The sequence below is a fragment of the Sphingomonas sp. NIBR02145 genome (assembly GCF_027359115.1).
In the GTDB taxonomy this organism is placed as follows: domain Bacteria; phylum Pseudomonadota; class Alphaproteobacteria; order Sphingomonadales; family Sphingomonadaceae; genus Sphingomonas; species Sphingomonas kyeonggiensis_A.
Genome location: NZ_CP114791.1, coordinates 4,697,592 through 4,718,395, shown reverse-complemented (window position 1 = coordinate 4,718,395; position 20,804 = coordinate 4,697,592). Strand labels below are relative to the sequence as shown.

Below are 20,804 nucleotides of genomic sequence, written 5' to 3'. Positions count from 1 at the left end.
AAATGGAAACGTAGGAAACCAATCGTTTCCGTGATAGGCATGCGGAATGAAGCTACCTGACTTCGAGGCCTGGGCCGTTTTCGCCGCGGTGGTCGAACACCGTTCCTTCTCCGGCGCCGCCGATGCGCTGGCGGTTTCCAAGGCAACCGTATCGAAGGCGATCACCCGGCTCGAGAGCCGTCTGGGTACGACCCTGTTCCACCGCACCTCGCGCCGTCTGACGCTTACCGACAGCGGCCGCAGCCTGGCCGAGAACGCTCAGCGCATCCTGAGCGAAGGACAGGCGGCGGAAGAGGCGGCCTTTGAATCGGCGAGCGCGCCCGCGGGGCTGGTCCGCGTCGCGGCACCCCTCACCTTCGGCATCCGGCACCTCGCGCCGATCCTTTCTGACTTCATGGTGCTCCACCCGGCGATCAAGATTGACCTGCGCCTGTCCGACGCGTTCATCGACATCGTCGGCGAGGGGATCGACATCGCGCTGCGCATCGCCGAGCTGCCCGACAGCTCGCTGCGCGCCCGGCGCCTGGGCCCGGTGACCACGCATATCGTCGGCGCACCCGAATATTTCGACAGGGCCGGCCGCCCGCGCCACCCGGCCGACCTCGCCCACCATGCCTGCTTCGTCTACACCAACACCGCGACGCCGGAGCTCTGGCGCTTCCGCAAGGCGGGAGGCGAGGAAGCCGCGGTGCGCGTCGACGGACCCATCCGCACTGACAGCGGCGACGCGATGATCCCGGCCTTGTGCAAGGGCCTCGGCGTCGCCCGCCTGCCCGAATTCCTGATCGGCGACGAACTGCGCAGCGGCAAGCTCGAGGCCGTACTCGAGGACTGGTCGGTCAGCGCAGCCGCGCTGCATTTGTTAACGCCGCCCGGCACGCTGCGCCCCGCCCGCGTGGAAGCGTTAATAAATTATCTCGATCAGCATCTGCGGAAGGTCTGCCCCTCTATAAGGGACTCGACTCTGATGGCGAGCTGAGTCCGCGTGTAGGTAGATTCCCTACGACTCGTGGACTCAGGCCGGTTAGGAAGAAATTAACCTTTTGCCTTCAGACACGCTTAGGTTAATGAATCGTCCGAGGCATGCCTTTCATTGGGGCAAGGCAGCCTGCGGGCAAGGGGACTTTGACGATGCGCGTGCTGTTGATCGAAGACGAGCCGAGCACTGCCAAGGCGATCGAGCTGATGCTCACGACCGAGGGCTTTAACGTCTATACGACGGACCTCGGCGAGGAGGGCTTGGACCTGGCCAAGCTCTATGACTACGACATCATCCTGCTCGACCTGAACCTGCCCGACATGCACGGGTATGACGTTCTGAAGAAGGTCCGGGTCGCCCGCGTGCAGACGCCGGTGCTGATCCTGTCGGGCATCAACGAAATGGACAGCAAGGTGCGTTCGTTCGGCTTCGGTGCCGACGACTACGTGACCAAGCCCTTCCACCGCGAAGAGCTGGTCGCCCGCATCCATGCGGTCGTCCGCCGCTCGAAGGGCCACAGCCAGTCGGTCATCCGCACCGGCAAGCTGGCGGTCAATCTCGACGCGAAGACGGTCGAGGTCGATGGTGCCCGCGTGCACCTGACCGGCAAGGAATATGCGATGCTGGAGCTGCTCTCGCTCCGCAAGGGCACGACGCTCACCAAGGAAATGTTCCTCAACCACCTCTATGGTGGCATGGACGAGCCCGAGCTCAAGATCATCGACGTGTTCATCTGCAAGCTGCGCAAGAAGCTCAGCATGGCCTGCGAGGGCGACAATTACATCGAGACCGTCTGGGGCCGCGGCTATGTCCTGCGCGAGCCGGACGGCGCCGAGGAGCAGGAGCCGATCTCGGCGGTTGCCTGACGACAAGTTCTACGGGGGTAGAAGAGGCCGCGGTCCGCAAGGATCGCGGCCTTTCCTTTATCTGCGTCCCCGCCTTGCGATGGCATGGCGCTCCGCAGCCTCAAGCAACGCCGCCAGGTCCTCGCGGCTGACGTCGAAGCTCTCATGCGCCTCCGCCAGCGCGGCATCGATATCCTCGGGCTGGATACGCGGATGGGCGGGCGCGGGTACCGGACGATGCGGATAGCTGTGGCCGGAGAAGCGGTGGAAGACGATACCGGTCAGCACGAGCAGCAGCGCGTTGAGCCCCATCGGCACCAAGGCGAAACCGATCCCCTGGTCGAGCACCGCCGAGCCGAGCACGGCGAGCAGCGCGCAGGCACCGCCGGGCGGGTGCAGGCAGCGCAGCAGCGACATCAGCACGATCGCCAGCCCGACCGCCAGGCCGGCGGCGATCGCGCCGTGCCCGAGCACAGCGGCGACGGCGAAACCGACAAGGGTGGAGATCGCGCAACCACCAACGACCGGCCAGGGCTGGGCGAGCGGACTGGCGGGCACGGCAAAGACAAGGACCGCCGAGGCGCCGATCGGCGCGGCAAGCAGCAAGGCCGCATGGCTGCCGACCGACAGCGCCGCGACCCAGCCGGTCAGCCCTATGCCCAGCATCGCGCCGAGCGCCGCGATCAGCCGCTCGCGCCAATTGGCGCCCGCGAGCAGGCGCAGCTTCAGCAACGCCGTCGCCATGCTACTTCTTCACATAGACCCGCGCGCCGCCCACCCAGGTCTCCAGCACCTGGGTGCCGCGCAGGTCGGCGGGCGAGGCAAGCATCGGATCGCGATCGACGATGATGAAATCGGCGCGCATGCCGGGCGCAAGCCGCCCAATCAGGGTCTCGGCAAAGCCAGCCCAGGCAGCACCGGTGGTGAAGCCCGCCCAGCCCTGCTCCCGGGTCACCGCTTCCTCGATCCGCCAGCCGCCGAAGGGCTGGCCATTGGCGTCGGTGCGGGTGAAGCTCACCGCCCAGCCCGCCCAGGGATCGGGGCTCTCGACCGGATAGTCGGACCCGAAGGCGATATGCGTACCGTCCTTGAGCATCGTCTTCCAGGCATAGGCACCGGCGAGCCGGTCCGGCCCCAACCGCGCCTCGGCCATCTTCATGTCGCTGGTCTGGTGGACCGGCTGCATAGAGGCGATCACGCCCAGCTTGGCGAAGCGCGGCAGATCCTTGGGATCGACGATCTGGGCATGCTCGATCCGCCAGCGGCGATCGTCCTTGAACGTGTCCGACAGCACCTCGACCGCGTCGAGCACCTGGCTGTTGGCACGGTCGCCGATCGCGTGGACGGCGATCTGGAAATTGTCCATCGCGCCGCGCGTCATCAGGTTGAGCAACTGGTCGTCGGTGAGGAAGCCCAGCCCCTTCTGCCCCGGCGCATCGCTGTAATCGGCCTTGAGCCAGGCGCCGCGGCTGCCCAGCGCGCCATCGGCATAGAGCTTGATCCCGCCCATGCGCAGCTTGTCGCCATAGAGCCAGGGCGTCGGCCCCTGCCCCGCCACCTGCAGCGCGGTCTCGACACCGTGCGCATAGCTCATGATCCGCATGCGGAGCTGGCCGATATCGGCGATGCGGCGATAGGTCAGCCAGTCATCGGTGGTAGTGCCCATGTCGGCGCTGGCGGTGATGCCGAGCGACAGCAGCTTGTCCTGCGCGGCGAGGAAGGCGGCGTTGCGCTCGCGCGGGGTGGGCTTGGGGATGAACTTGTCGACCAGCCCCATCGCGCCATCGACGAACACGCCGGCGGGCGCGCCCTTGGCATCGCGCTCGATGCGGCCGCCATTGGTGTCCTTGTTCGCGGCGGTGACGCCGGCGATCTGGATCGCCCGGCTGTTCGCCCAGGCGGCATGGCCATCGACCCGCTCGAGCCATACCGGCCGGTCGCTCACCACCTTGTCGAGTTCCGCCGCGGTCGGGAAGCGGCCGAGCTTCCAGGTCTCCTGGTTCCAGCCGCCGCCGAGGATCCACTTGGTCGGGTTGGCATCGGCATAGGCCTTGATCCTGGCCAGCGCCTCTTCGAGCGAAGTCGTCGCCGAGAGATCGAGCAGCATCAACTGCGAGCCCAGGCCCATGACATGGCCATGCCCATCGATCATGCCGGGCAGCAGCGTCTTGCCCCCCATGTCGATTTTCCATTCGACCTGCTTCGGCCGCTTGTCCTCGCGCTTGAGGATCTGGGTGATCTTGCCGTCGCGGTTGAACAATATGCCGGTGAAGCGGACGACATCGCCCTTCTCGTCCAGCGTCATGCCGTTGACGTTGTCGACCAGACCGTCCGCCAGGGCGGCAACGGGCGCGAGAAGGAGGGCGAGCGCGGCGACCGGCCGCAGGAGGCGCTTCAGCATGGGCAGGGCATAGGGCCAGTTCCGCATGCGCGCCAGATGCAGGAACCGGCCGCCATCGATACCTGCCGCGCATGCCCTGAAAAGATAAGCAATGTTCCCCCTGGCACGGAGATCGTCTAGGCGGGCTGCACTATGGCAACCAAGACCCTCCCGGCGAACGCGCCGCTCCCCGTTTCGATCGATGACGTCCGTGCAGCGCAGGCGCGCATTGCGGGCCAGATCGTGCGGACGCCGACGCTGGTGAGCAAGACGCTGTCGGACCTGACCGGCGCCACCGTCTATCTCAAGTTCGAGAACCTGCAGTTCACCGCCGCCTACAAGGAACGCGGCGCGCTCAACACCCTGCTCCAGCTCGACGAGGCGGCGCGCGCCAAGGGCGTGATCGCGGCGTCGGCCGGCAATCATGCCCAGGGCCTCGCCTATCACGCCAACCGGCTGGGCATCCCCAGCACGATCGTGATGCCGAAGAACACGCCGATCGTGAAGGTCACCCAGACCGAGGGCCACGGCGCCAATGTGATCCTGGAAGGCGAGACCTTCGATGCCGCCTATGCGCACAGCCGCAAGCTGGAGGCCGAGAAGGGCTATACCTTCGTCCATCCCTTCGACGATCCCCGCATCATCGCCGGCCAGGGCACGGTCGCGCTCGAGATGCTCGAGGACGTGCCGGAGATCGACACGCTGGTGATCCCGATCGGCGGCGGCGGCCTGATCTCGGGCTGCTCGACCGTAGCCAAGTCGGAAGGCCGCGACATCGAAGTGATCGGCGTCCAGGCCGAGCTCTACCCCTCGATGTACAACCGCGTGCACCACACCGACATGCCCTGCGCCGGCGATACGCTGGCCGAGGGCATCGCAGTGAAGGAGCCGGGCGGCATCACCGCCAGGCTGGTCGAGGCGCTGGTCGACGACATCGTGCTGGTCAGCGAGCGGCGGCTCGAGGAATCGGTGAGCCTGCTGCTCCAGATCGAGAAGACCGTGGTCGAAGGCGCCGGCGCCGCCGGCCTGGCCGCCCTGCTCTCCGAGCCGCAGCGCTTCAAGGGCAAGACCGTGGGCATCATCCTGTGCGGCGGCAATATCGACCCGCGCCTGCTCGCCTATGTGCTGCTGCGCGACCTCGCCCGCTCGGGCCGGATGGCGCGGCTGCGCATCCGCCTGCAGGACCGGCCGGGCGCGCTGTTCCGGGTGGCGCAGATCTTCGACCAGCTCTCGGTCAACATCCTCGAGCTGTCGCACCAGCGCATCTTCACCAACCTCCCCGCCAAGGGCCTGAGCCTGGACGTGGAGTGCGAGACGCGCGACCGCGACCATCTGGAGCGGCTGATGACCGCGCTGCGCCGGGCTCAGTACGAGGTGCAGCTGGTCGAGCTGGCCTAGCGGCGTCCAAAGTACACGAAGTACAGGCCAAGAACGGGTTCCGCCGCCCCAGGCGGGTGGCGGAATCCTATTCCATAACCAACCGCCATGCCGCGCCCTGCAAATCGGGCCCCGACGCGACTCCGCAGGAGTCCGCGAGTCGCGTCAAACCGACGAAGCGAATCACACGCGCGACGAACTGAGTCGTCGCTGGATTCACACGATTCGCCGATTCCGATACAAAGCCCGCACAGCCAAATTTTCCATTTTCGGCAGCGCGTTGCGCGGCCCGATGGTTAACGTCACCGCTCTCCGCCGGAATGGTGAATCGTTAACTCTCTTTCATGGTAAAGCAGCTTTTCATCCTTCGAGAACCGCAGCATAGTTGCCTCATCGGCCGGACGTAGCGGCCAGAGCAAAGGGGCATCAGGGGTGACTGCACTTTCCCGTTTTCCGCGGTTCTTCGTGACGAGCCCCTCGCCCTGCCCCTATCTGCCGGGCCGCCAGGAGCGGAAGATCTTCACCGAACTGTCGGGATTGCATGCGGGCGAGCTGAACGATGCGCTGGGCCGCATCGGCTTCCGCCGGAGCCAGTCGGTCGCCTATCGCCCGAGCTGCGCGGGCTGCACCGCCTGCGTCTCGGTCCGCGTCGTCGCCGACGAGTTCCAGCCCAACGCCACCCAGCGCAAGCTGCTGCGCCGCCACTCGGACCTGGAAATCACCGCCTGCAAGCCCTGGGCGACCGAGGAGCAGTTCGCGCTGCTCCACCGCTATCTGAGCGCCCGCCATCCGGGCGGCGGCATGGCGACGATGGACGAGAACGACTATGCCGACATGGTCGAGCAGTCGCCGGTCAGCTCCTATGTGATCGAATATCGCGAGCCCTCGGTGAATGGCGAGCGCGGCCGGCTTGTCGGCGCCTGCATCACCGACCAGCAGGCCGATGGCCTGTCGATGATCTACAGCTTCTTCCTGGCCGATGACGAAAGCCGCCCGGGCCTGGGCAATTTCATCATCATGGAGCACATCCTGCGCAGCCAGGCCGCCGGCCTGCCCTATGTCTATCTCGGCTATTGGGTGAAGGGCAGCGAGCGCATGGCGTACAAGACCCGCTATCGCCCGATGGAAGCGCTCGGCCCCAATGGCTGGACCCTGCTGGAGGACGAGGACATGGCGATCGCCATGCCGGTGCCGGCGAACGCGGCGGCCTTCGCCTGATCTCTGACCTTGATCCCAGCTGTTCCCCGGCGAAAGCCGGGGCCCAGGGTTTCTCTGCCGTCTCGCTTGTGACCCTGGGCCCCGGCTTTCGCCGGGGAACGGTTTAGGGGAACGCCCGGCCTATTCCTCAACCCCGAGCTGATCGACGTGCAGGTCCACGTCGAGCTGTTCCTGTCCGTGCCCGATCCGCATGCCGCCGGTGGCCGCCGCACTGCTCGCGTCGAGCCCGATCGCGACGCGGACATAGCTCTCGTCGGGGCTGAGCCCCGTCGACGGATCGAAGCCGACCCAGCCGAGGCCCTCGACATAAGCCTCCGCCCAGGCGTGGGGCGCCGAACGCGCCGCCTCTTCCGCGCGATAGCCCGAGACATAGCGCGCCGGCACCGACAGGCCCCGCGCCGCGGCGATGAACATCTGGGCGACGTCGCGCGAGCTGACCTTGCGGCTGCCCTCAAAGGCCTTGGCCGCGGTGCAGCCGGCATCGGGCAGATCGGGCACGCAGGGGAAGCGCCCGCGCAGCGCGGCATTGAGCCGGTGGAGCTGCTCGAGCCCGTCACTGCCCGTGCCGATACTATCCGACGCAAAGGCAAACAGCGCGTCGCTGGACTTGGTGCGCGGGGTGGTGCGCAGATAGAAGAGCGGCGGCAGCGGCTCCATGCTGCCACGGATCACGCCACTGGACTCGCTGGTGAGCACTTCACCGGTGACGGTGATATCGAGTTCCTCAAGCGGCCCTTCGGCATAGAGCATCGTCACGGAATTGCCGAAGCCGTCGGTCGCGTCGCGCAGGCGGGCGTCGCAATCCACCCCGACCAGCCAGCTCACCACCGTCTGGTCCTGCGTGTCGCAGGGGGTGAGGCGCAGCATCTGGACCACGCGCGCCTGGGGCTCGCTGAACCGGTAATGCGTCCTGTGTTCGATCGCAATCCGCATCAGATGAACCTGAACTGCCGGGCGATCGCGCCGTCGAGCAGGGCATTCTCGCTCACAAATGCTTCGAGATGCTCGTGCAGGCCGGAGACGATCACGTCATGGGTCTTGGTTTTCTGAAGCCGCGCCATGCGGGCGCGGGCCATGCGATCGGCCTCGCCCTGCAGCCCGGTGCGCTTGGCCAGCGCATTGAGCAAAGCGACGACTTCCTCGATGCACGCGGCCAGGCTGCGCGGCAGCTCGGCACGGCTGATCAGCAGGTCGATCACATTGGCGGGCTGGAGCCCGTCATTGTAGAGCCAGCGATAGGCGTTCACGGCGGAGACGGTCTGCAGGATCGTGTTCCACTGGTCCCGGTCGACCACGCCGCCCACTTCCTCGTCCGCCGGCAGCAGCAGGTGATATTTCACATCGACCAGCCGGGCGGTGTTGTCCGCGCGCTCGATCGCGGCGCCGAGCTGGATCAGCAGGGTCGCCTCGTTGCGCATCATCCGGTGGGTTGCGCCTTCGAAGCCGCGCGTCTCGCCCTTGACCTGTTCGAGCAGGCTGAGCGTCGCCGTCGAGCCCCCGGTGGTCTGGCGGTTCTGGAAGAGCAGCCAGGCGCGGTTGATCGCGGTCCAGGCCTCGCGGGTGAGCGCGGTACGCACGGCACGGGCATTGTTGCGCGCCATGTCGAGGCAGCGGACGATCGAGCCAGGATGGCTGTCGTCGAGCGTGAGGAAGCGCGCGACGTTCTGCTGGTTGATGTCCAGCCCGGTCGCGGCGAATGCCTCGTCGGTATAGGTCACGGCGAGTGCGCTCTGCCATGCCGCTTCGCCGGCCGGACGGGTGGAGAGCGCGTCGAGACGGATCGTAGCCTCGACCAGCCGGGCGATGAAGTCGGCGCGCTCGAGATAGCGGCCAAGCCAGTAGAGCGCGGCGGCGGTGCGGGAGAGCATCAGCATCGCGTCATGCTCCGTCGTCGAGCAGCACGAAGCTGTCCTTGGTGCCGCCGCCCTGGCTGGAATTGACCACCAGCGAGCCTTCGCGAAGGGCCACCCGGGTGAGCCCGCCCGGCGCCACGCGGACGCCGTCGCTGCCGGTGAGGACGAACGGGCGGAAATCGACATGGCGCGGCGCGAGCCCCTGCTCGACCAACGTCGGCACGGTGGAGAGCGCCAGCGTCGGCTGCGCGATATAGCGATGCGGCTCGGCGATCAGCGCGGCGCGGAACTCCTCGATCTGCTGCTTCGTCGCGGTCGGGCCGACGAGCATGCCGTAGCCGCCCGATCCGTCGACCAGCTTCACCACCAGATCGGCGAGGTTATCGAGGACGTATTTCAGCGCCTGCGGCTCGCGGCACCGGTACGTCTCGACATTGGGCAGCTTGGCCTCCCCGCCCGAATAGAAGCGGACGATCTCGGGCATGTAGCTGTAGATTGCCTTGTCGTCGGCGATGCCGTTGCCCGGCGCGTTGAGGATCGCGACGTTGCCGGCGCGGTATGCCGCCATGATGCCGGGCACGCCGAGCATCGAATCCGGGCGGAAGACCAGCGGATCGAGGAAATCATCGTCGATGCGGCGATAGATGACGTCGACCTTCACCCGGCCGGCGATCGTCTGCATCCAGACGACATCGTCATCGACCACCAGGTCCGCCGCCTCGACCAGCTCGACGCCCATCGAGTCCGCCAGGAAACTATGCTCGTAATAGGCCGAATTGAAATGGCCCGGGGTCAGCACGACGCAGACCGGGCGAGGATTGTTGCCCGGCGCCACCGACTGCATGGTCCGCAGCAGCATGTCCGGATAGCTGTCCACCGGCGCCACCCGGAAATCGCGGAACAGCTCGGGGCACAGCCGGATCATCGCCTCGCGATTCTCCAGCATGTACGACACGCCGGAGGGGGTGCGGGCATTGTCCTCCAGCACATAAAACTGGTCCGGACCGGTGCGAACCAGGTCGATCCCGCAGATATGCGCCCAGACGCCGTGCGGCGGGCGGATACCGTCCACCTCGGCGCGGAACTGGTCGTTGAGATAGATCAGCTCGGGCGGGATGATGCCCTCTTTCAGGATCCGCCGCTCGCCGTAAATGTCCTCGAGAAAGGCGTTGATCGCCTCCACACGCTGGACCAGCCCTTCCGAAAGCCGCTGCCATTCGCCGGCGAGGAACACGCGCGGGACGATGTCGAACGGGATGATCCGCTCCGCCGCGTCGCTGTCGCCATAGACGGCGAAGGTGATGCCCAGCTGGCGGAATGCGGCTTCGGCGGATTGCTGGCGGCGCTGCAGCTCCGCAGCCTCCGTATCGACCAGCCATTGCGAAAGCGCAGCAAACTCGGCGCGCGGACGCTCAGGCCCGCCATGCCCCCAGATTTCGTCGAACGCCCCCGCTGCCGCCATGCGCCTCCCAAGTGCCGGAAAGACCGACAAGTTCCATGCTGCAACGCTTTGTTGCGTTGCACAAGGGGGCAGACGCTATGCCGTCAGCTCGCGTATTTGACGCTGCAGCCATAGGGCCGCGTCTCGGGCACCGATACCGGCTTGCCCGCACGCATCTCGGCCAGCGCCGCCAGCACATGGTTGCGGGCGCCCGCGATGTCCGCGACATCGGCGGTCGGCTTGTCGTCGATCCCGCCCTTGTAGGCGAGCTGGCCCTTGCCATCGATGATGTAGAGGTGCGGCGTCGTCTTGGCGCCATAGCCCTTGCCGACCAGTCCCTTGGGATCGAGCAGATAAGCGGTGGGCTTCGCCTTGGCGCCGGCGACGAACTTCTGCGCTTCCGGCCCGCTCATATTGCCCTGCTGGCCGGGCGCGCTCGAGTTGATCGTCAGCCACACCACGCCCTGCGCCGTCGCCGCGGCCTGGGTCTTCTGCATGTTGCCGCTGCCATAATGCTTCTCCACGAAGGGGCAGCCGGGGTTGTTCCACTCGAGCACCACCGTCCTGCCGCGATACTGGCTGAGGTCGACGACCTTGCCGTGCATGTCCAGGGCGCGGAAATTGGGGACGGCCTTGGCGACATCGGGCTCGGCCAGCAGCGGGGCGGCGACCAGGGCGGCGGCGGCGATTGCGGTTCCGAACAGGACAGGACGAGTCATGGTTGCGCTCCTCTTCTGGTCCCCCGCCCCTATTATTTCCCGGCGGCCAGGTCCTGCAGCATGCCCTGGGTAAGGATCTGGGGCAGGACTCGCGGCTCGGCCTCGCCGGGCTTGTACCACAGATAGAGCGGCACGCCCGCACGATTGTGCCGTTCGATGAAGCGGCCGAGCACGGGATCGCCATCGGTCCAGTCGCCGACCAGCACGGTGACCTTGTTGTCGGCCAGCGCCCTTTCGACGGCGTCGGTCTCGATCACCGCCTTCTCGTTGACCTTGCAGGTGAGACACCAGTCGGCGGTGAAATAGGCGAAGACCGGCTTGCCCTGCGCGGTCAGCTCGGCAAGCCGCGCCTCGCTGAACTTCTCCCCGCCGGATACCGTCCTGCTCTCCGCGGGTGCGGCCCGGACCCATGCGATGGAGCTAATAGCGATTAGCAATAGCGCCGCCGCCGGCAGCCAGGCGAGCGCCTTGCCCCGCCGCTGGCGCAGGCCCGTCCACCACAGGCCGAGCGTCGCGAGCAGCGCCGCGGCGAGGCCGAGCGTCATGCCCGATACGCCCGCCTGCTTGCCCACCACCCAGGCGAGCGCCAGCGCGGTGAGGAACATCGGCACCGACAGGATACGCCGCAGCGTCTCCATCCAGGCGCCCGGCCTGGGCAGAAGGCGGCGGAGCGGCGGGATGAAACCGAGCAGCAGGAAGGGCAGCGCGATGCCGAGCCCGAGCCCGCCGAACACCGCAAGCGCCGCCGGCCAGGGCAGCACCAGCGCCGCGCCGAGCGCCGCGCCCATGAACGGCCCGGTGCAGGGCGTCGCGACGAACGCCGCGAGCGCGCCGGTCATGAAGGCGCCGCCGGTGCCCTTCGACGCGGCACGATTGACGAAGCCGGGGGCCGACAGCTCGAACAGCCCGGCAAGGTTGAACGAGATGCCGGTGACGAGCAGCAGCAGCACCAGGATCACGCGCGGATCCTGCAGCTGGAACGCCCAGCCGAGCGTCGCCCCGCCGGCCCTGAGCGCGAGCAGCGCCCCGCCCAGCGCCAGGCAGACCAGCACCACGCCGGCGGTATAGGCCAAAGCCTCGGCGCGCGGGCTGCCGCCCTCGGCATTGGCCTTGGCGAGGCTCAGCGCCTTGAGGCTGAGGATCGGAAAGACGCAGGGCATGATGTTGAGGATCAGGCCGCCCAGCACCGCGCCGAGAAAGGCGAGCACCGCGCCGCTCCATGGCAGCTGCGCGGCCGGTGCGGCTGCGCTGGCCGGCGGTACGGTGCCCGGCACCGCGCGCACCCAGAAGCCCTGCTTGCCGAAGGCCAGCAGCCCCTCGATCGGCCCCACCGACTTCAGACCCGCGGTATCGACGACCACCCGGTCGCCGTCGCGCACCACCTTCTGGGCAGCGGCATAGTCGAAGGCGTCGTGGGTGGCGGGGAAGAAATAGCCCTCGCCTTCCGTCCTGGCGGCGGCGGGGAACGGCACGGCGAGGCGCAGCGCCTTGCCCTGCACCTGATAGGTCCCCTCGGCACCCAGCGGCCTGGGCAATACCGCGCGCCAGGCATCGAATTGGGCGCGGCGATCGGGCGAGACGCTGCCGTCGCCGATCTGGAGGTCGGTCGCCAGGTCCGCCTTGCCCGGCACGCAGATCGCATCGGTGCAGACCAGGTAGTTGAGCTGCACCCGCACCGGGAAGGCGCCCTTGGCATCGGCCGGGATCTTGAGCGTCACCAGCGGCGCGAACGGCCCCTCATACACATAGTTCATCAGGCCCGCGATCGTCAGCCGCTGCGGCACCGGATAGCGGAACTCGCCGGTGGTCGCGCCCTTGGGCAGCGTCCATTCTGCACGCGCCGGCAGACCGGCATCGCCGGGGTTGAGCCAATAGGCGTGCCAGCCCTTCTCGGGCACCGAAGCGAAGGCCAGCGTGACCTCGCTGCCGGGCGCGGGATGGTCGCTTTCGGCGAGCAGTGCGATCTTCACATGCTGCTCGCCCGGCGCCTGGGCTATCGCCACGCCGGAAAACAACCACAGCATCAACGCCATCAATCCGAAACGAACCGCCGTCATGGAGCGTCCTTGCCGTGGAAGAGCTGTTGGCCCAATAGCATCCCGGCAGGATTTGCACACGCCGGAGGTGGCCAAAGCATGAAGTCGTTCCGTCCGCTCGCGGCAGCCGCCGCGCTGCTCGCCGCAACCCCGCTCGCCGCGCAGGAGACGCCCCCGGCGCAGACCGTGCCCGCCGAGGCCCCGCGCGCCGCGCCATCGCTCGTCGTGGTGATCTCGGTCGACCAGTTCTCGGCCGATCTGTTCGCGGAATATCGCGCGCAGTTCAGCTCGGGCCTTGCCCGGCTGATGACCGGCGCGGTCTTCCCCTCCGGCTATCAGAGTCATGCGGCGACCGAGACCTGCCCGGGCCACTCGACGATCCTGACCGGCGATCATCCGTCGAAGACCGGCATCATCGCCAATGACTGGACCGATTTCAACGCGCCGCGCGAGGACAAGACGGTCTATTGCGCCGAGGACGAGAGCGTCCCCGGCAGCAACTCGAACAACTACACCGTCTCGGACAAGCATCTGAAGGTGCCGACGCTGGGCGAGTGGATGAAGCTTGCCGATCCGGCGAGCCGCGTCGTCTCGGTGGCGGGCAAGGACCGCGCCGCGGTGATGATGGGCGGCCACAAGACCGACGAGATCTGGTGGTGGAACGGCAAGGCGTTCGTCTCCTATGCCGGCCGCGCCGAGCCGGCGATGGTCACCCGCATGAACGCGAACGTGACCAAGCGGATCAGCGAAGCGCAGGAGCCGCTTGACCTGCCGCCCTTCTGCCAGGCTCGCAGCCGTGCCTTCCAGCTCAACCCGACCCGCAGTGCCGGCGCCGGCCGCTTCGCGCGCGCCGCGGGCAACAGCACCGCCTTCCGCGCCTCGCCCGAGTTCGACGAGGCGATCGTGGCGACCGCCGCCGGCCTCGCCAGCGACATGAAGCTCGGCCAGTCGGGCCATACCGACCTGCTGATCGTCGGCGCCTCGGCCACCGACTATGTCGGCCACACGCTGGGCACCGAAGGCAGCGAGATGTGCCTGCAGCTGCTCTCGCTCGACCAGACCCTGGGCAAGCTGTTCGCCGTGCTCGACAAGATCGGCGTCGACTATGCCGTAGCGCTGACCGCCGACCATGGCGGCCACGACTTCCCCGAGCGCAACCGCGAGCACGCCGCGCCGATGGCCGCACGCGTCTCCAAGGAGCTGAGCGCGAAGGCGATGGGTCTGGCGATCGGCCAGGCGCTGGGCATCAAGGGCCCGGTGCTGGTCGGCGGCAATTCGGGCGACGTCTGGTTCTCGCCCGACCTGAGCAAGGCGGACCGCGTCCGCGTGCAGGCCGAGGCGATCAAGCGCTACATGGCCAATCCGCAGGTCGAAGCCGTGTTCACCCGCGCCCAGATCGCGGCGACGCCGATCGTCCACACCCCGCCCGAGACCTGGACCCTGCTCGAGCGCGCCCGTGCCTCGTACGATCCGCAGCGCTCGGGCGACCTGGTGATCGCGCTCAAGCCGCGCGTCACCCCGATCGCCGGCACCGAGGGCGGCTCGATCGCCACCCATGGCAGCTTCTGGGACTATGATCGCCGCGTGCCGATCCTGTTCTGGCGCAAGGGCATGACCGGCTTCGAGCAGCCGCTGTCGGTGGAGACCGTGGACATCGCCCCGACGCTGGCGGCGCTGATCCATGTGCCGGTGCCGGTGGAGATCGACGGCCGCTGTCTCGACCTGGATGCCGGCCAGGGCGATAGCTGCAAGTGAAATGAAGAAGGGCTCGCGAGGTTCGCGAGCCCTTTCCTTTTCTGCTCCGTCACCCTGAACTTGTTTCAGGGTCCAACGCACCTCAGGCGATATGGCTCGTGGAGCGTTGGATGCTGAAACAAGTTCAGCATGACGTTTCGATTTACCGCCGCCGCTCGAAGATGCGGATGCCTGGCCCCAGGTCGTTCTGCCCGAGCGGTCCCACCTGCCCGGTGAAGTCCGCCACGAACGCCGGATTGCCCGGGGCGCCCGGTGCCAGTGTCGCGGTATTCCCTTCGATGCGCAGGCCCGTCGACGGATAGGTCCGTCCCTCCGCCGCGACCACGATCAGGCCCGAGCTGTTCTCCTTGCGCGGCCCCTGGACGAAGGTGTTGCCGGCGATCAGCCCGGTGCCGCCCTCGCTCAGGTCGATCATGTAGTTGGTCTTGTTGCCCTTCGAATCATCGAAGCTGTTGCCGGTGATCGTCACCCGGCGTGCGCGCAGCTTGACGTAATGGCCACCGGTGCCGCGCTCGAAGCGCGAATTGGTGACGACCACGTCGCCGTCCACCGCCAGATAGATCGAATGGCTGCAATTCTCGGTCTCGCACTGGCCGAGGCCAGCGAAGGTCGTGTGATCGATCGTGATCCGGTGCACCGTCTCGTGACCGCCGCCGAGAATGCCTTCCTGGCTGTCGAGGAACATCGAGTTGGTGACGGTCAGGTCGCCCATCTCGATGCGGATGCCGGCGCCATTGCCATCGGGCACCGAGAAGCCGCGAAAGACGATACCATCGACCACCGATCCGCGACCGCGCAGCACGAAGGCGGCCTTTTCCTCGCACACCTGGTTCTCGAAGATCGCGGTGCCGGGCTGGACCGCCTTGAAGGTGATCTTGCCGCCGGTCTGCACCGTGCAGTCATGATAGGTGCCGGGCGCGATCAGGATCGTCGCCGTGCCGTCGCGCACGGCATTCACCGCATCATCGAGCTTGGCAAAGCCCTGCCCGGTCTCGGCGATCACGAAGGGCGCGCGCTGCTGCTGGGCGGCGGCGGGCGCGGCGATGAGCACGAGGGCGGCGAGGATCGGCATGCGCATGTACAGGGTATGCGCCGGGAGGCGTTAAATCTCCCCTTATCGTCATCCCGGCTTTCGCCGGGATGACGGTTGAGGGCGAGGTGACGGCTATTTGAGCGTCTTGATGATGCCCGAGAAGTCGAGACCGGCGCCGTCGCCGTCGACGAACGCCTGGTAGAGTTCCTCCGCCCGGGTTCCCATCGGCACGTTCGCGCCGACGCTCGCCGCCGCCTCCAAAGCCAGCTTGAGGTCCTTGAGCATCAGCGGTGCCGCGAACCCGCCCTGATAGTCGCGATCGGCCGGGCTTTCGGGACCGACGCCGGGGACAGGGCAGTAGCTCGTCATCGACCAGCTCTGGCCCGAACTGACCGAAGCGATGTCGTAGAAGCGCTGGGCGTCGAGCCCCAGTTTCTCCGCCAGCGCAAAGGCTTCGCAGGTGGCAACCATCGTCGCGCCGAGGATCATGTTGTTGCAGATCTTCGCGCCCTGTCCCGCCCCGCTGGCACCGGCATGGATCACTGCCTTGCCCATGTCCGCCAGGAACGGCTCGGCGCGGCCGAACGCCTGTTCGGTGCCGCCGACCATGAAGGTGAGCGTGCCGGCATTGGCCGCGGCGATCCCGCCCGAGACCGGCGCATCGACTGCCATCAGTCCCCGCGCGGTCGCCGCCTCGGCCACGCGGCGGGCAGTGTCGACGTCGATCGTCGAGCAGTCGATCAGGATCGCGCCGGGTGCGGCATGATCGAGCAGTACGTCGGCATAGGTGGCTTCCACATGCTTGCCGGCGGGCAGCATGGTGATCACCGCCTCGGCTCCGTCCACCGCCTCCACCGCACTGGCGGCAGGCAGGCAGCCCGCCGCCCTGGCCTTGTCGAGCGCATCCTGGCTCAGGTCGAAGGCGCGGACGTCATGCCCCTTCTTCGCGAGGTTCGCGGCCATGCCGCCGCCCATATTGCCCAGGCCGATAAATGCTACGCGTGCCACTTGGTCTTCCTCTCTCTAAATTCGTCATCCCGTCCCGGCGCAGGCCGGGGCGGGATCTCGTGCAGCTCTTTTCCTGCCTTCGCCTGAGACCCCGGCTTTCGCCGGGGTGACGACTATATCCTTCACTTCCCCGTCCAGTTCCCCGGGCGCTTCTCGACGAACGCCGTCATGCCTTCCTTCTGGTCGGCAGTGCCGAACAGCGCATGGAACAGCCGGCGCTCGAAGGCGACGCCCTGGGCGAGGCTGGTCTCGAAGGCGGCGTTGACCATCTCCTTGTTGGCCAGCACCGCGAGCGGCGCCATGGCGGCGATCGCCTGCGCCGTCTTCACCGCTTCCTCGACCAGCTCCGCAGCCGGCAGGATGCGGCTGACCAGCCCGGCGCGCTCGGCCTCGGCCGCGTCCATCATCCGGCCAGTGAGGCACATCTCCATCGCCTTGGCCTTGCCGACGGCACGCGTAAGCCGCTGCGAGCCACCCATGCCGGGCGAGACCGCGAGCTTGATCTCGGGCTGGCCGAACTTGGCGTTATCCCCGGCCAGGATGAAGTCGCACATCATCGCGAGCTCGCAGCCGCCGCCCAGCGCATAGCCGGAAACCGCGGCGATGATCGGCTTGCGGGTGCGGGTGAACACGTCCCAGCCGGCGAAGAAGTCATGGCCGTACATGTCGGCAAAGCCCTGGGCCTGCATCTCCTTGATGTCGGCGCCAGCCGCGAATGCCTTTTCGCTGCCGGTGATCACGGCGCAGCCTTGCGACGCATCGGCGTCAAACGCCTTCATCGCGTCGAGCAGCTCGGACAGGATCTGGCTGTTGAGCGCATTCAGCGCCTGCGGCCGGTTGAGCGTGACGAGCGTAGCGGCACCGCGCTGCTCGACGAGGATGGTTTCGTAATTGGCCACTTTGCTACTCCGTCATTCCCGCGAAGGCGGGAATCCATTCTTCCCGCAGATGATAATGGATCCCCGCCTTCGCGGGGATGACGATTACAGAGGCGCCCATGCTTCGCCTTCCGGCAGCGGCGCGAAGATCGCATCGAGCATCGCGTCGCTGACGCCCTCAAGCGTAGCCGGCTTCCATTGCGGCGCATTGTCCTTGTCGACGATCAGCGCACGGACGCCCTCGATGAAGTCATGGCTCTGCGCGACGCGGCCGCCAATGGCGTATTCCTGTGCCATCTCGTCCGCAAAGCTGGCCTTCGCACGGCCTTCCCGGACGAGGCGGAGCGAGACCTTCATGGATTGCGGCGACTTGGTACGCAGCGTCGCGAGCTGGGCCGCAGCCCATTCGCCGCCATCGGCCTCGAGCGCGGAGAACACACCCTCCACCGTATCGGCAGCGAAGAGGCGATCGATCGCCTCACGGTGTGCGGCGATGGGCGGCTCCGGCGCCGGGATCGCCAGTTCTGCCAGGATCGCTTCAACCGCTGCCGGATCCCCCGCTATGCGTGCCTTGGCCTCTTCCAGTGCCTCGGCGGGCAGATAATGGCTGGCGAGGCCGAGCGCGACACACTCGGCGCCGTCGAGCCGGTGGCCGGTCAGCGCCAGATACTCGCCGGTCTTCCCGGGCAGGCGCGACAGATACCAGCCGCCGCCCACGTCCGGGAACAGGCCGATCCCGGTCTCGGGCATGGCGAACTTGGTGTTCTCGGTCGCGACCCGGTATTTCGCAGGCTGCGAGATACCGACGCCGCCGCCCATGGTGATACCGTCCATGAACGCCACGATCGGCTTTTCGCAGGTGAACATCGCATGGTTGAGCTGGTACTCGGTGCGGAAGAATTCCCGCGCCGCAACGCCGTCGCTCGCGCCACTCTCGGCGATCATGCGGATATCGCCGCCGGCACAGAAACCCCTGCCCTCGGCATGATCGACCAGCACGATCCCGATCGCCGGATCATCGTGCCATGCCGCCAGGGCTTCGAGCATCGCTGCGCACATGCCGGTGTTGAGTGCGTGGATCGCCTTGGGCCGGTTGAGCCGGATGCGGCCAGCCTTGCCTTCGGTCTGGATCAGAACATCGTCGGTCACTGGCGGGTAAGCTCCCGGCCGACGATCATCCGCATCACCTGGTTGGTGCCCTCGAGGATCGAGTGGACGCGCAGGTCGCGCCAGAAGCGCTCGATCGGATAGTCCATCAGATAGCCATAGCCGCCATGCAGCTGGAGCGCGCGATCGACCACCGAGCTGCCGGTGTCGGTGGCGAAGCGCTTGGCCATCGCGGCGAACTTGGTCTTGTCGGGCGCGCCCGCGGTTACCTTGGCGGCGGCGAGATAGAGGAGCGCACGGGCAGCCTCGAGCTCGGTCGCCATGTCGGCCAGCACGAACTGGGTGTTCTGGAAGTCCGCGATCGGCTTGCCGAACTGCTGGCGGTCCTTGGTGTACTTCACTGCCTCGTCGAGGCAGCGCTGGGCGCCGCCAAGCGAGCAGGCGCCGATGTTGAGGCGGCCACCGTCCAGCCCCATCATCGCGAAGCGGAAACCTTCGCCCTCGCCACCGACGCGGTTCGAGACCGGCACGCGGACATCCTCGAACGTCACCTGGCGCGTCGGCTGCGAATGCCAGCCGAGCTTGCGCTCATTGGCGCCGAAGGACACGCCCGGCATGTCCTTCTCGATCACCAGGCAGGAAATGCCCTTGGGGCCTTCCTCGCCGGTGCGGACCATGGTGACGTAGATCTCGTTCTCGCCGGCACCCGAGATGAACTGCTTCGATCCATTGACGACATAATGATCGCCGTCGCGCACCGCCCGCGTCTTGAGCGCGGCGGCATCCGAGCCCGACGACGGCTCGGTCAGGCAATAGCTCGCGATCCGCTCCATCGTGATCAGCGACGGGAGGTACTTCGCCTTGAGCTCGGCGCTGGCGAAGGTGTCGATCATCCAGCTCGCCATGTTGTGGATCGAGATGAACGCGCTGGTCGAGGGGCAGCCATAGGCCATCGCTTCCATGATCAGCGCTGCCTCGAGCCGGCCGAGGCCGATGCCGCCGCTTTCCTCCGAGACGTAGATCGAAGCGAAGCCCAGCTCGGCCGCCGCCTTGATCGTGTCGCGCGGGAAGATGTGCTTCTCGTCCCACTCCGCCGCGTGCGGGGTGATCGCATCGGCAGTGAATTTCCGCGCCATCTCCTGGATGGCGAGCTGGTCGTCGGTAAGGTCGAACTGGGTCATTGTGCTTTCTCGTGCAGCACCCGCTCGGCAAAGAGCGGGTTGGCGATCTTCAGGTCATTGCGGTCGTAATAGCGGGGCGGCGGGATCTTCTTCTCCCAGGCCATCTGCTCGGTCAGCGTGCCGTTGGTCCAGGGCACCTCGGGCATCGCCAGGTAGATCGGATCGGCATAGGCCAGGTCCGGCGTGATGATCTCCCAGCCGTCGCGGCGCAGCGCGTCGATCAGGTCGCCGATGAACAGCGCGGCGATGTCGGTCTCGTGGAGCAGCATCACATGCGCGGGCGAGCGGCCGATCGTCTTGATCGCCAGCTCGTCGGCGAAGTCGGCGGCTTTCACATGGCTCTCGACATAGAGATCGCGCAGGCCCTCCATGTCGATCGTCTTGCCCGCCTTCTTCGCCGCGATCGTCAGCCCCTCGATATTCCAGTCAGACGCCTCGGCAGTGACATGGCCGTTGCGGATGCCGCGTGCGGCCAGACCGGCGCGGACCGCAGCGACCTTGGCCTTGTCCGGCCCACCTTCGTCGAGGAAAGGGAAGCGCAGCCAGCGCCGCGAATTGGGCTGCTTGTCCAGCCAGACCTGCGCCTTGCCGACCTGATCGAGGAACTCCTCGGCGCTCACCTTGGACAGATGCGGGTGCAGCCAGGTGTGGTTGGCAAGCACATTGCCCGCGGCGACATAGGCACGGATGCGGCGCATCGCGGCCTTGCCCGCGGCGCCATTGTCGATCCGGCCCGGATTGAGGAACAGCGCGACCTGGCTGACCCCGCGCGAGCGCAGCACCGCGATCAGCTTGCGCGTGCGCTCGTCCTCGCTGAGGAAGGCGCCGGCACCGCGCGGCACATCGTCGAAGCTGAATGCGATCCGCTTGGCCGCCGCCTGCACGGGCTGCGCGCCGGCGTTCGACACCGGATCGGCCCGCACGACCAGCATCAGCGCGCCGATGAATAGCAGCAGCCGGATCATTCGCTTCTCCCCTTCGAGGACGGCACCAG

At 67.1% G+C, this 20,804-nt stretch carries 18 protein-coding genes; 5 read left to right on the top strand and 13 right to left on the bottom strand.

The genetic code is table 11. The annotated features are described in order from the left end of the window. Positions 1-46 precede the first annotated feature (46 nt). Together O3305_RS21755 and ctrA are read left to right on the top strand one after the other, a co-directional pair. Positions 47-979: a LysR family transcriptional regulator gene (locus O3305_RS21755; RefSeq protein WP_269574404.1), complete on the top strand. Its 933-nt coding sequence runs from the start codon at positions 47-49 to the stop codon at positions 977-979. Between the two features lie 152 nt (positions 980-1,131). Further along, on the top strand, positions 1,132-1,845 hold the full coding sequence (gene ctrA / locus O3305_RS21750) for a response regulator transcription factor CtrA (protein ID WP_184169970.1): 714 nt from the start codon (positions 1,132-1,134) through the stop codon (positions 1,843-1,845). A 57-nt stretch (positions 1,846-1,902) separates the two neighbouring features. On the opposite strand, the gene O3305_RS21745 is transcribed toward ctrA, so the two are convergent. Together O3305_RS21745 and O3305_RS21740 are read right to left on the bottom strand one after the other, a co-directional pair. Beyond that, complete coding sequence (locus O3305_RS21745) at positions 1,903-2,568, bottom strand: HPP family protein (RefSeq protein WP_269574403.1); 666 nt, start codon at positions 2,566-2,568, stop codon at positions 1,903-1,905. A 1-nt stretch (position 2,569) separates the two neighbouring features. Continuing rightward, on the bottom strand, positions 2,570-4,225 hold the full coding sequence (locus O3305_RS21740) for an amidohydrolase (RefSeq protein ID WP_269574402.1): 1,656 nt from the start codon (positions 4,223-4,225) through the stop codon (positions 2,570-2,572). Between the two features lie 132 nt (positions 4,226-4,357). Here O3305_RS21740 and O3305_RS21735 point away from each other — a divergent pair, with 132 nt between their 5' ends. Continuing rightward, positions 4,358-5,602, top strand: a complete 1,245-nt coding sequence (locus O3305_RS21735) for a threonine ammonia-lyase (protein ID WP_269574401.1) — start codon at positions 4,358-4,360, stop codon at positions 5,600-5,602. A 411-nt stretch (positions 5,603-6,013) separates the two neighbouring features. Further along, positions 6,014-6,799, top strand: coding sequence for an arginyltransferase (locus tag O3305_RS21730; protein ID WP_184169982.1), 786 nt, complete (start codon positions 6,014-6,016; stop codon positions 6,797-6,799). Positions 6,800-6,919: 120 nt separating this feature from the next. Here the strand turns inward: O3305_RS21730 and O3305_RS21725 are convergent, their stop codons facing one another. The 5 genes from O3305_RS21725 to O3305_RS21705 all read right to left on the bottom strand — a co-directional run bounded on the left by O3305_RS21725 (position 6,920) and on the right by O3305_RS21705 (position 12,869). Next, on the bottom strand, positions 6,920-7,732 hold the full coding sequence (locus tag O3305_RS21725; RefSeq protein ID WP_269574400.1) for a transglutaminase family protein: 813 nt from the start codon (positions 7,730-7,732) through the stop codon (positions 6,920-6,922). After that, positions 7,732-8,667, bottom strand: a complete 936-nt coding sequence (locus O3305_RS21720; protein WP_269576581.1) for an alpha-E domain-containing protein — start codon at positions 8,665-8,667, stop codon at positions 7,732-7,734. Before O3305_RS21720 ends, O3305_RS21725 begins: the two co-directional genes overlap by 1 nt. A gap of 10 nt (positions 8,668-8,677) precedes the next feature. Then, positions 8,678-10,114: a circularly permuted type 2 ATP-grasp protein gene (locus tag O3305_RS21715; protein WP_269574399.1), complete on the bottom strand. Its 1,437-nt coding sequence runs from the start codon at positions 10,112-10,114 to the stop codon at positions 8,678-8,680. A gap of 83 nt (positions 10,115-10,197) precedes the next feature. Next, the gene (locus O3305_RS21710) at positions 10,198-10,812 is read right to left on the bottom strand and encodes a redoxin domain-containing protein (protein ID WP_269574398.1); all 615 of its coding nucleotides are present in this window, start codon (positions 10,810-10,812) and stop codon (positions 10,198-10,200) included. Positions 10,813-10,844: 32 nt separating this feature from the next. After that, on the bottom strand, positions 10,845-12,869 hold the full coding sequence (locus tag O3305_RS21705; RefSeq protein ID WP_269574397.1) for a protein-disulfide reductase DsbD family protein: 2,025 nt from the start codon (positions 12,867-12,869) through the stop codon (positions 10,845-10,847). 78 nt (positions 12,870-12,947) lie between these two features. Between O3305_RS21705 and O3305_RS21700 the strand changes: the two genes are divergently transcribed. Beyond that, positions 12,948-14,603 carry an alkaline phosphatase family protein gene (locus O3305_RS21700; RefSeq protein WP_269574396.1) on the top strand — a complete coding sequence of 552 codons (1,656 nt, stop codon included), beginning with the start codon at positions 12,948-12,950 and terminating at the stop codon, positions 14,601-14,603. A gap of 142 nt (positions 14,604-14,745) precedes the next feature. Here O3305_RS21700 and O3305_RS21695 read toward each other — a convergent pair whose 3' ends face one another. The 6 genes from O3305_RS21695 to O3305_RS21670 all read right to left on the bottom strand — a co-directional run bounded on the left by O3305_RS21695 (position 14,746) and on the right by O3305_RS21670 (position 20,775). Then, positions 14,746-15,681 (bottom strand): right-handed parallel beta-helix repeat-containing protein, encoded by a 936-nt coding sequence (locus tag O3305_RS21695; RefSeq protein ID WP_269574395.1) that lies wholly within the window; start codon positions 15,679-15,681, stop codon positions 14,746-14,748. Positions 15,682-15,768: 87 nt separating this feature from the next. Beyond that, entirely contained in the window at positions 15,769-16,644 is an 876-nt protein-coding gene (gene mmsB / locus O3305_RS21690; protein ID WP_269574394.1) for a 3-hydroxyisobutyrate dehydrogenase, read from the bottom strand. A gap of 122 nt (positions 16,645-16,766) precedes the next feature. Beyond that, complete coding sequence (locus tag O3305_RS21685; protein WP_269574393.1) at positions 16,767-17,543, bottom strand: enoyl-CoA hydratase; 777 nt, start codon at positions 17,541-17,543, stop codon at positions 16,767-16,769. 84 nt (positions 17,544-17,627) lie between these two features. Beyond that, positions 17,628-18,671 (bottom strand): enoyl-CoA hydratase/isomerase family protein, encoded by a 1,044-nt coding sequence (locus O3305_RS21680; RefSeq protein ID WP_269574392.1) that lies wholly within the window; start codon positions 18,669-18,671, stop codon positions 17,628-17,630. Next, a complete protein-coding gene (locus O3305_RS21675) occupies positions 18,668-19,810 on the bottom strand; it encodes an acyl-CoA dehydrogenase family protein (protein WP_184170011.1) in 1,143 nt (380 codons plus the stop codon). Before O3305_RS21675 ends, O3305_RS21680 begins: the two co-directional genes overlap by 4 nt. After that, a complete protein-coding gene (locus O3305_RS21670; protein WP_269574391.1) occupies positions 19,807-20,775 on the bottom strand; it encodes a polysaccharide deacetylase family protein in 969 nt (322 codons plus the stop codon). Before O3305_RS21670 ends, O3305_RS21675 begins: the two co-directional genes overlap by 4 nt. Positions 20,776-20,804: the final 29 nt, after the last annotated feature.

Excerpts from the sequence above, each read along its gene's own strand:
- O3305_RS21755 (WP_269574404.1), top strand. The coding sequence starts at position 47 with ATGAAGCTACCTGACTTCGAGGCCTGGGCCGTTTTCGCCGCGGTGGTC.
- ctrA (WP_184169970.1), top strand. The coding sequence starts at position 1,132 with ATGCGCGTGCTGTTGATCGAAGACGAGCCGAGCACTGCCAAGGCGATC.
- O3305_RS21745 (WP_269574403.1), bottom strand. The coding sequence starts at position 2,568 with ATGGCGACGGCGTTGCTGAAGCTGCGCCTGCTCGCGGGCGCCAATTGG.
- O3305_RS21740 (WP_269574402.1), bottom strand. The coding sequence starts at position 4,225 with ATGCTGAAGCGCCTCCTGCGGCCGGTCGCCGCGCTCGCCCTCCTTCTC.
- O3305_RS21735 (WP_269574401.1), top strand. The coding sequence starts at position 4,358 with ATGGCAACCAAGACCCTCCCGGCGAACGCGCCGCTCCCCGTTTCGATC.
- O3305_RS21725 (WP_269574400.1), bottom strand. The coding sequence starts at position 7,732 with ATGCGGATTGCGATCGAACACAGGACGCATTACCGGTTCAGCGAGCCC.
- O3305_RS21720 (WP_269576581.1), bottom strand. The coding sequence starts at position 8,667 with ATGCTCTCCCGCACCGCCGCCGCGCTCTACTGGCTTGGCCGCTATCTC.
- O3305_RS21715 (WP_269574399.1), bottom strand. The coding sequence starts at position 10,114 with ATGGCGGCAGCGGGGGCGTTCGACGAAATCTGGGGGCATGGCGGGCCT.
- O3305_RS21710 (WP_269574398.1), bottom strand. The coding sequence starts at position 10,812 with ATGACTCGTCCTGTCCTGTTCGGAACCGCAATCGCCGCCGCCGCCCTG.
- O3305_RS21705 (WP_269574397.1), bottom strand. The coding sequence starts at position 12,869 with ATGACGGCGGTTCGTTTCGGATTGATGGCGTTGATGCTGTGGTTGTTT.
- O3305_RS21700 (WP_269574396.1), top strand. The coding sequence starts at position 12,948 with ATGAAGTCGTTCCGTCCGCTCGCGGCAGCCGCCGCGCTGCTCGCCGCA.
- O3305_RS21695 (WP_269574395.1), bottom strand. The coding sequence starts at position 15,681 with ATGCGCATGCCGATCCTCGCCGCCCTCGTGCTCATCGCCGCGCCCGCC.
- O3305_RS21675 (WP_184170011.1), bottom strand. The coding sequence starts at position 19,810 with ATGACCCAGTTCGACCTTACCGACGACCAGCTCGCCATCCAGGAGATG.
- O3305_RS21670 (WP_269574391.1), bottom strand. The coding sequence starts at position 20,775 with ATGATCCGGCTGCTGCTATTCATCGGCGCGCTGATGCTGGTCGTGCGG.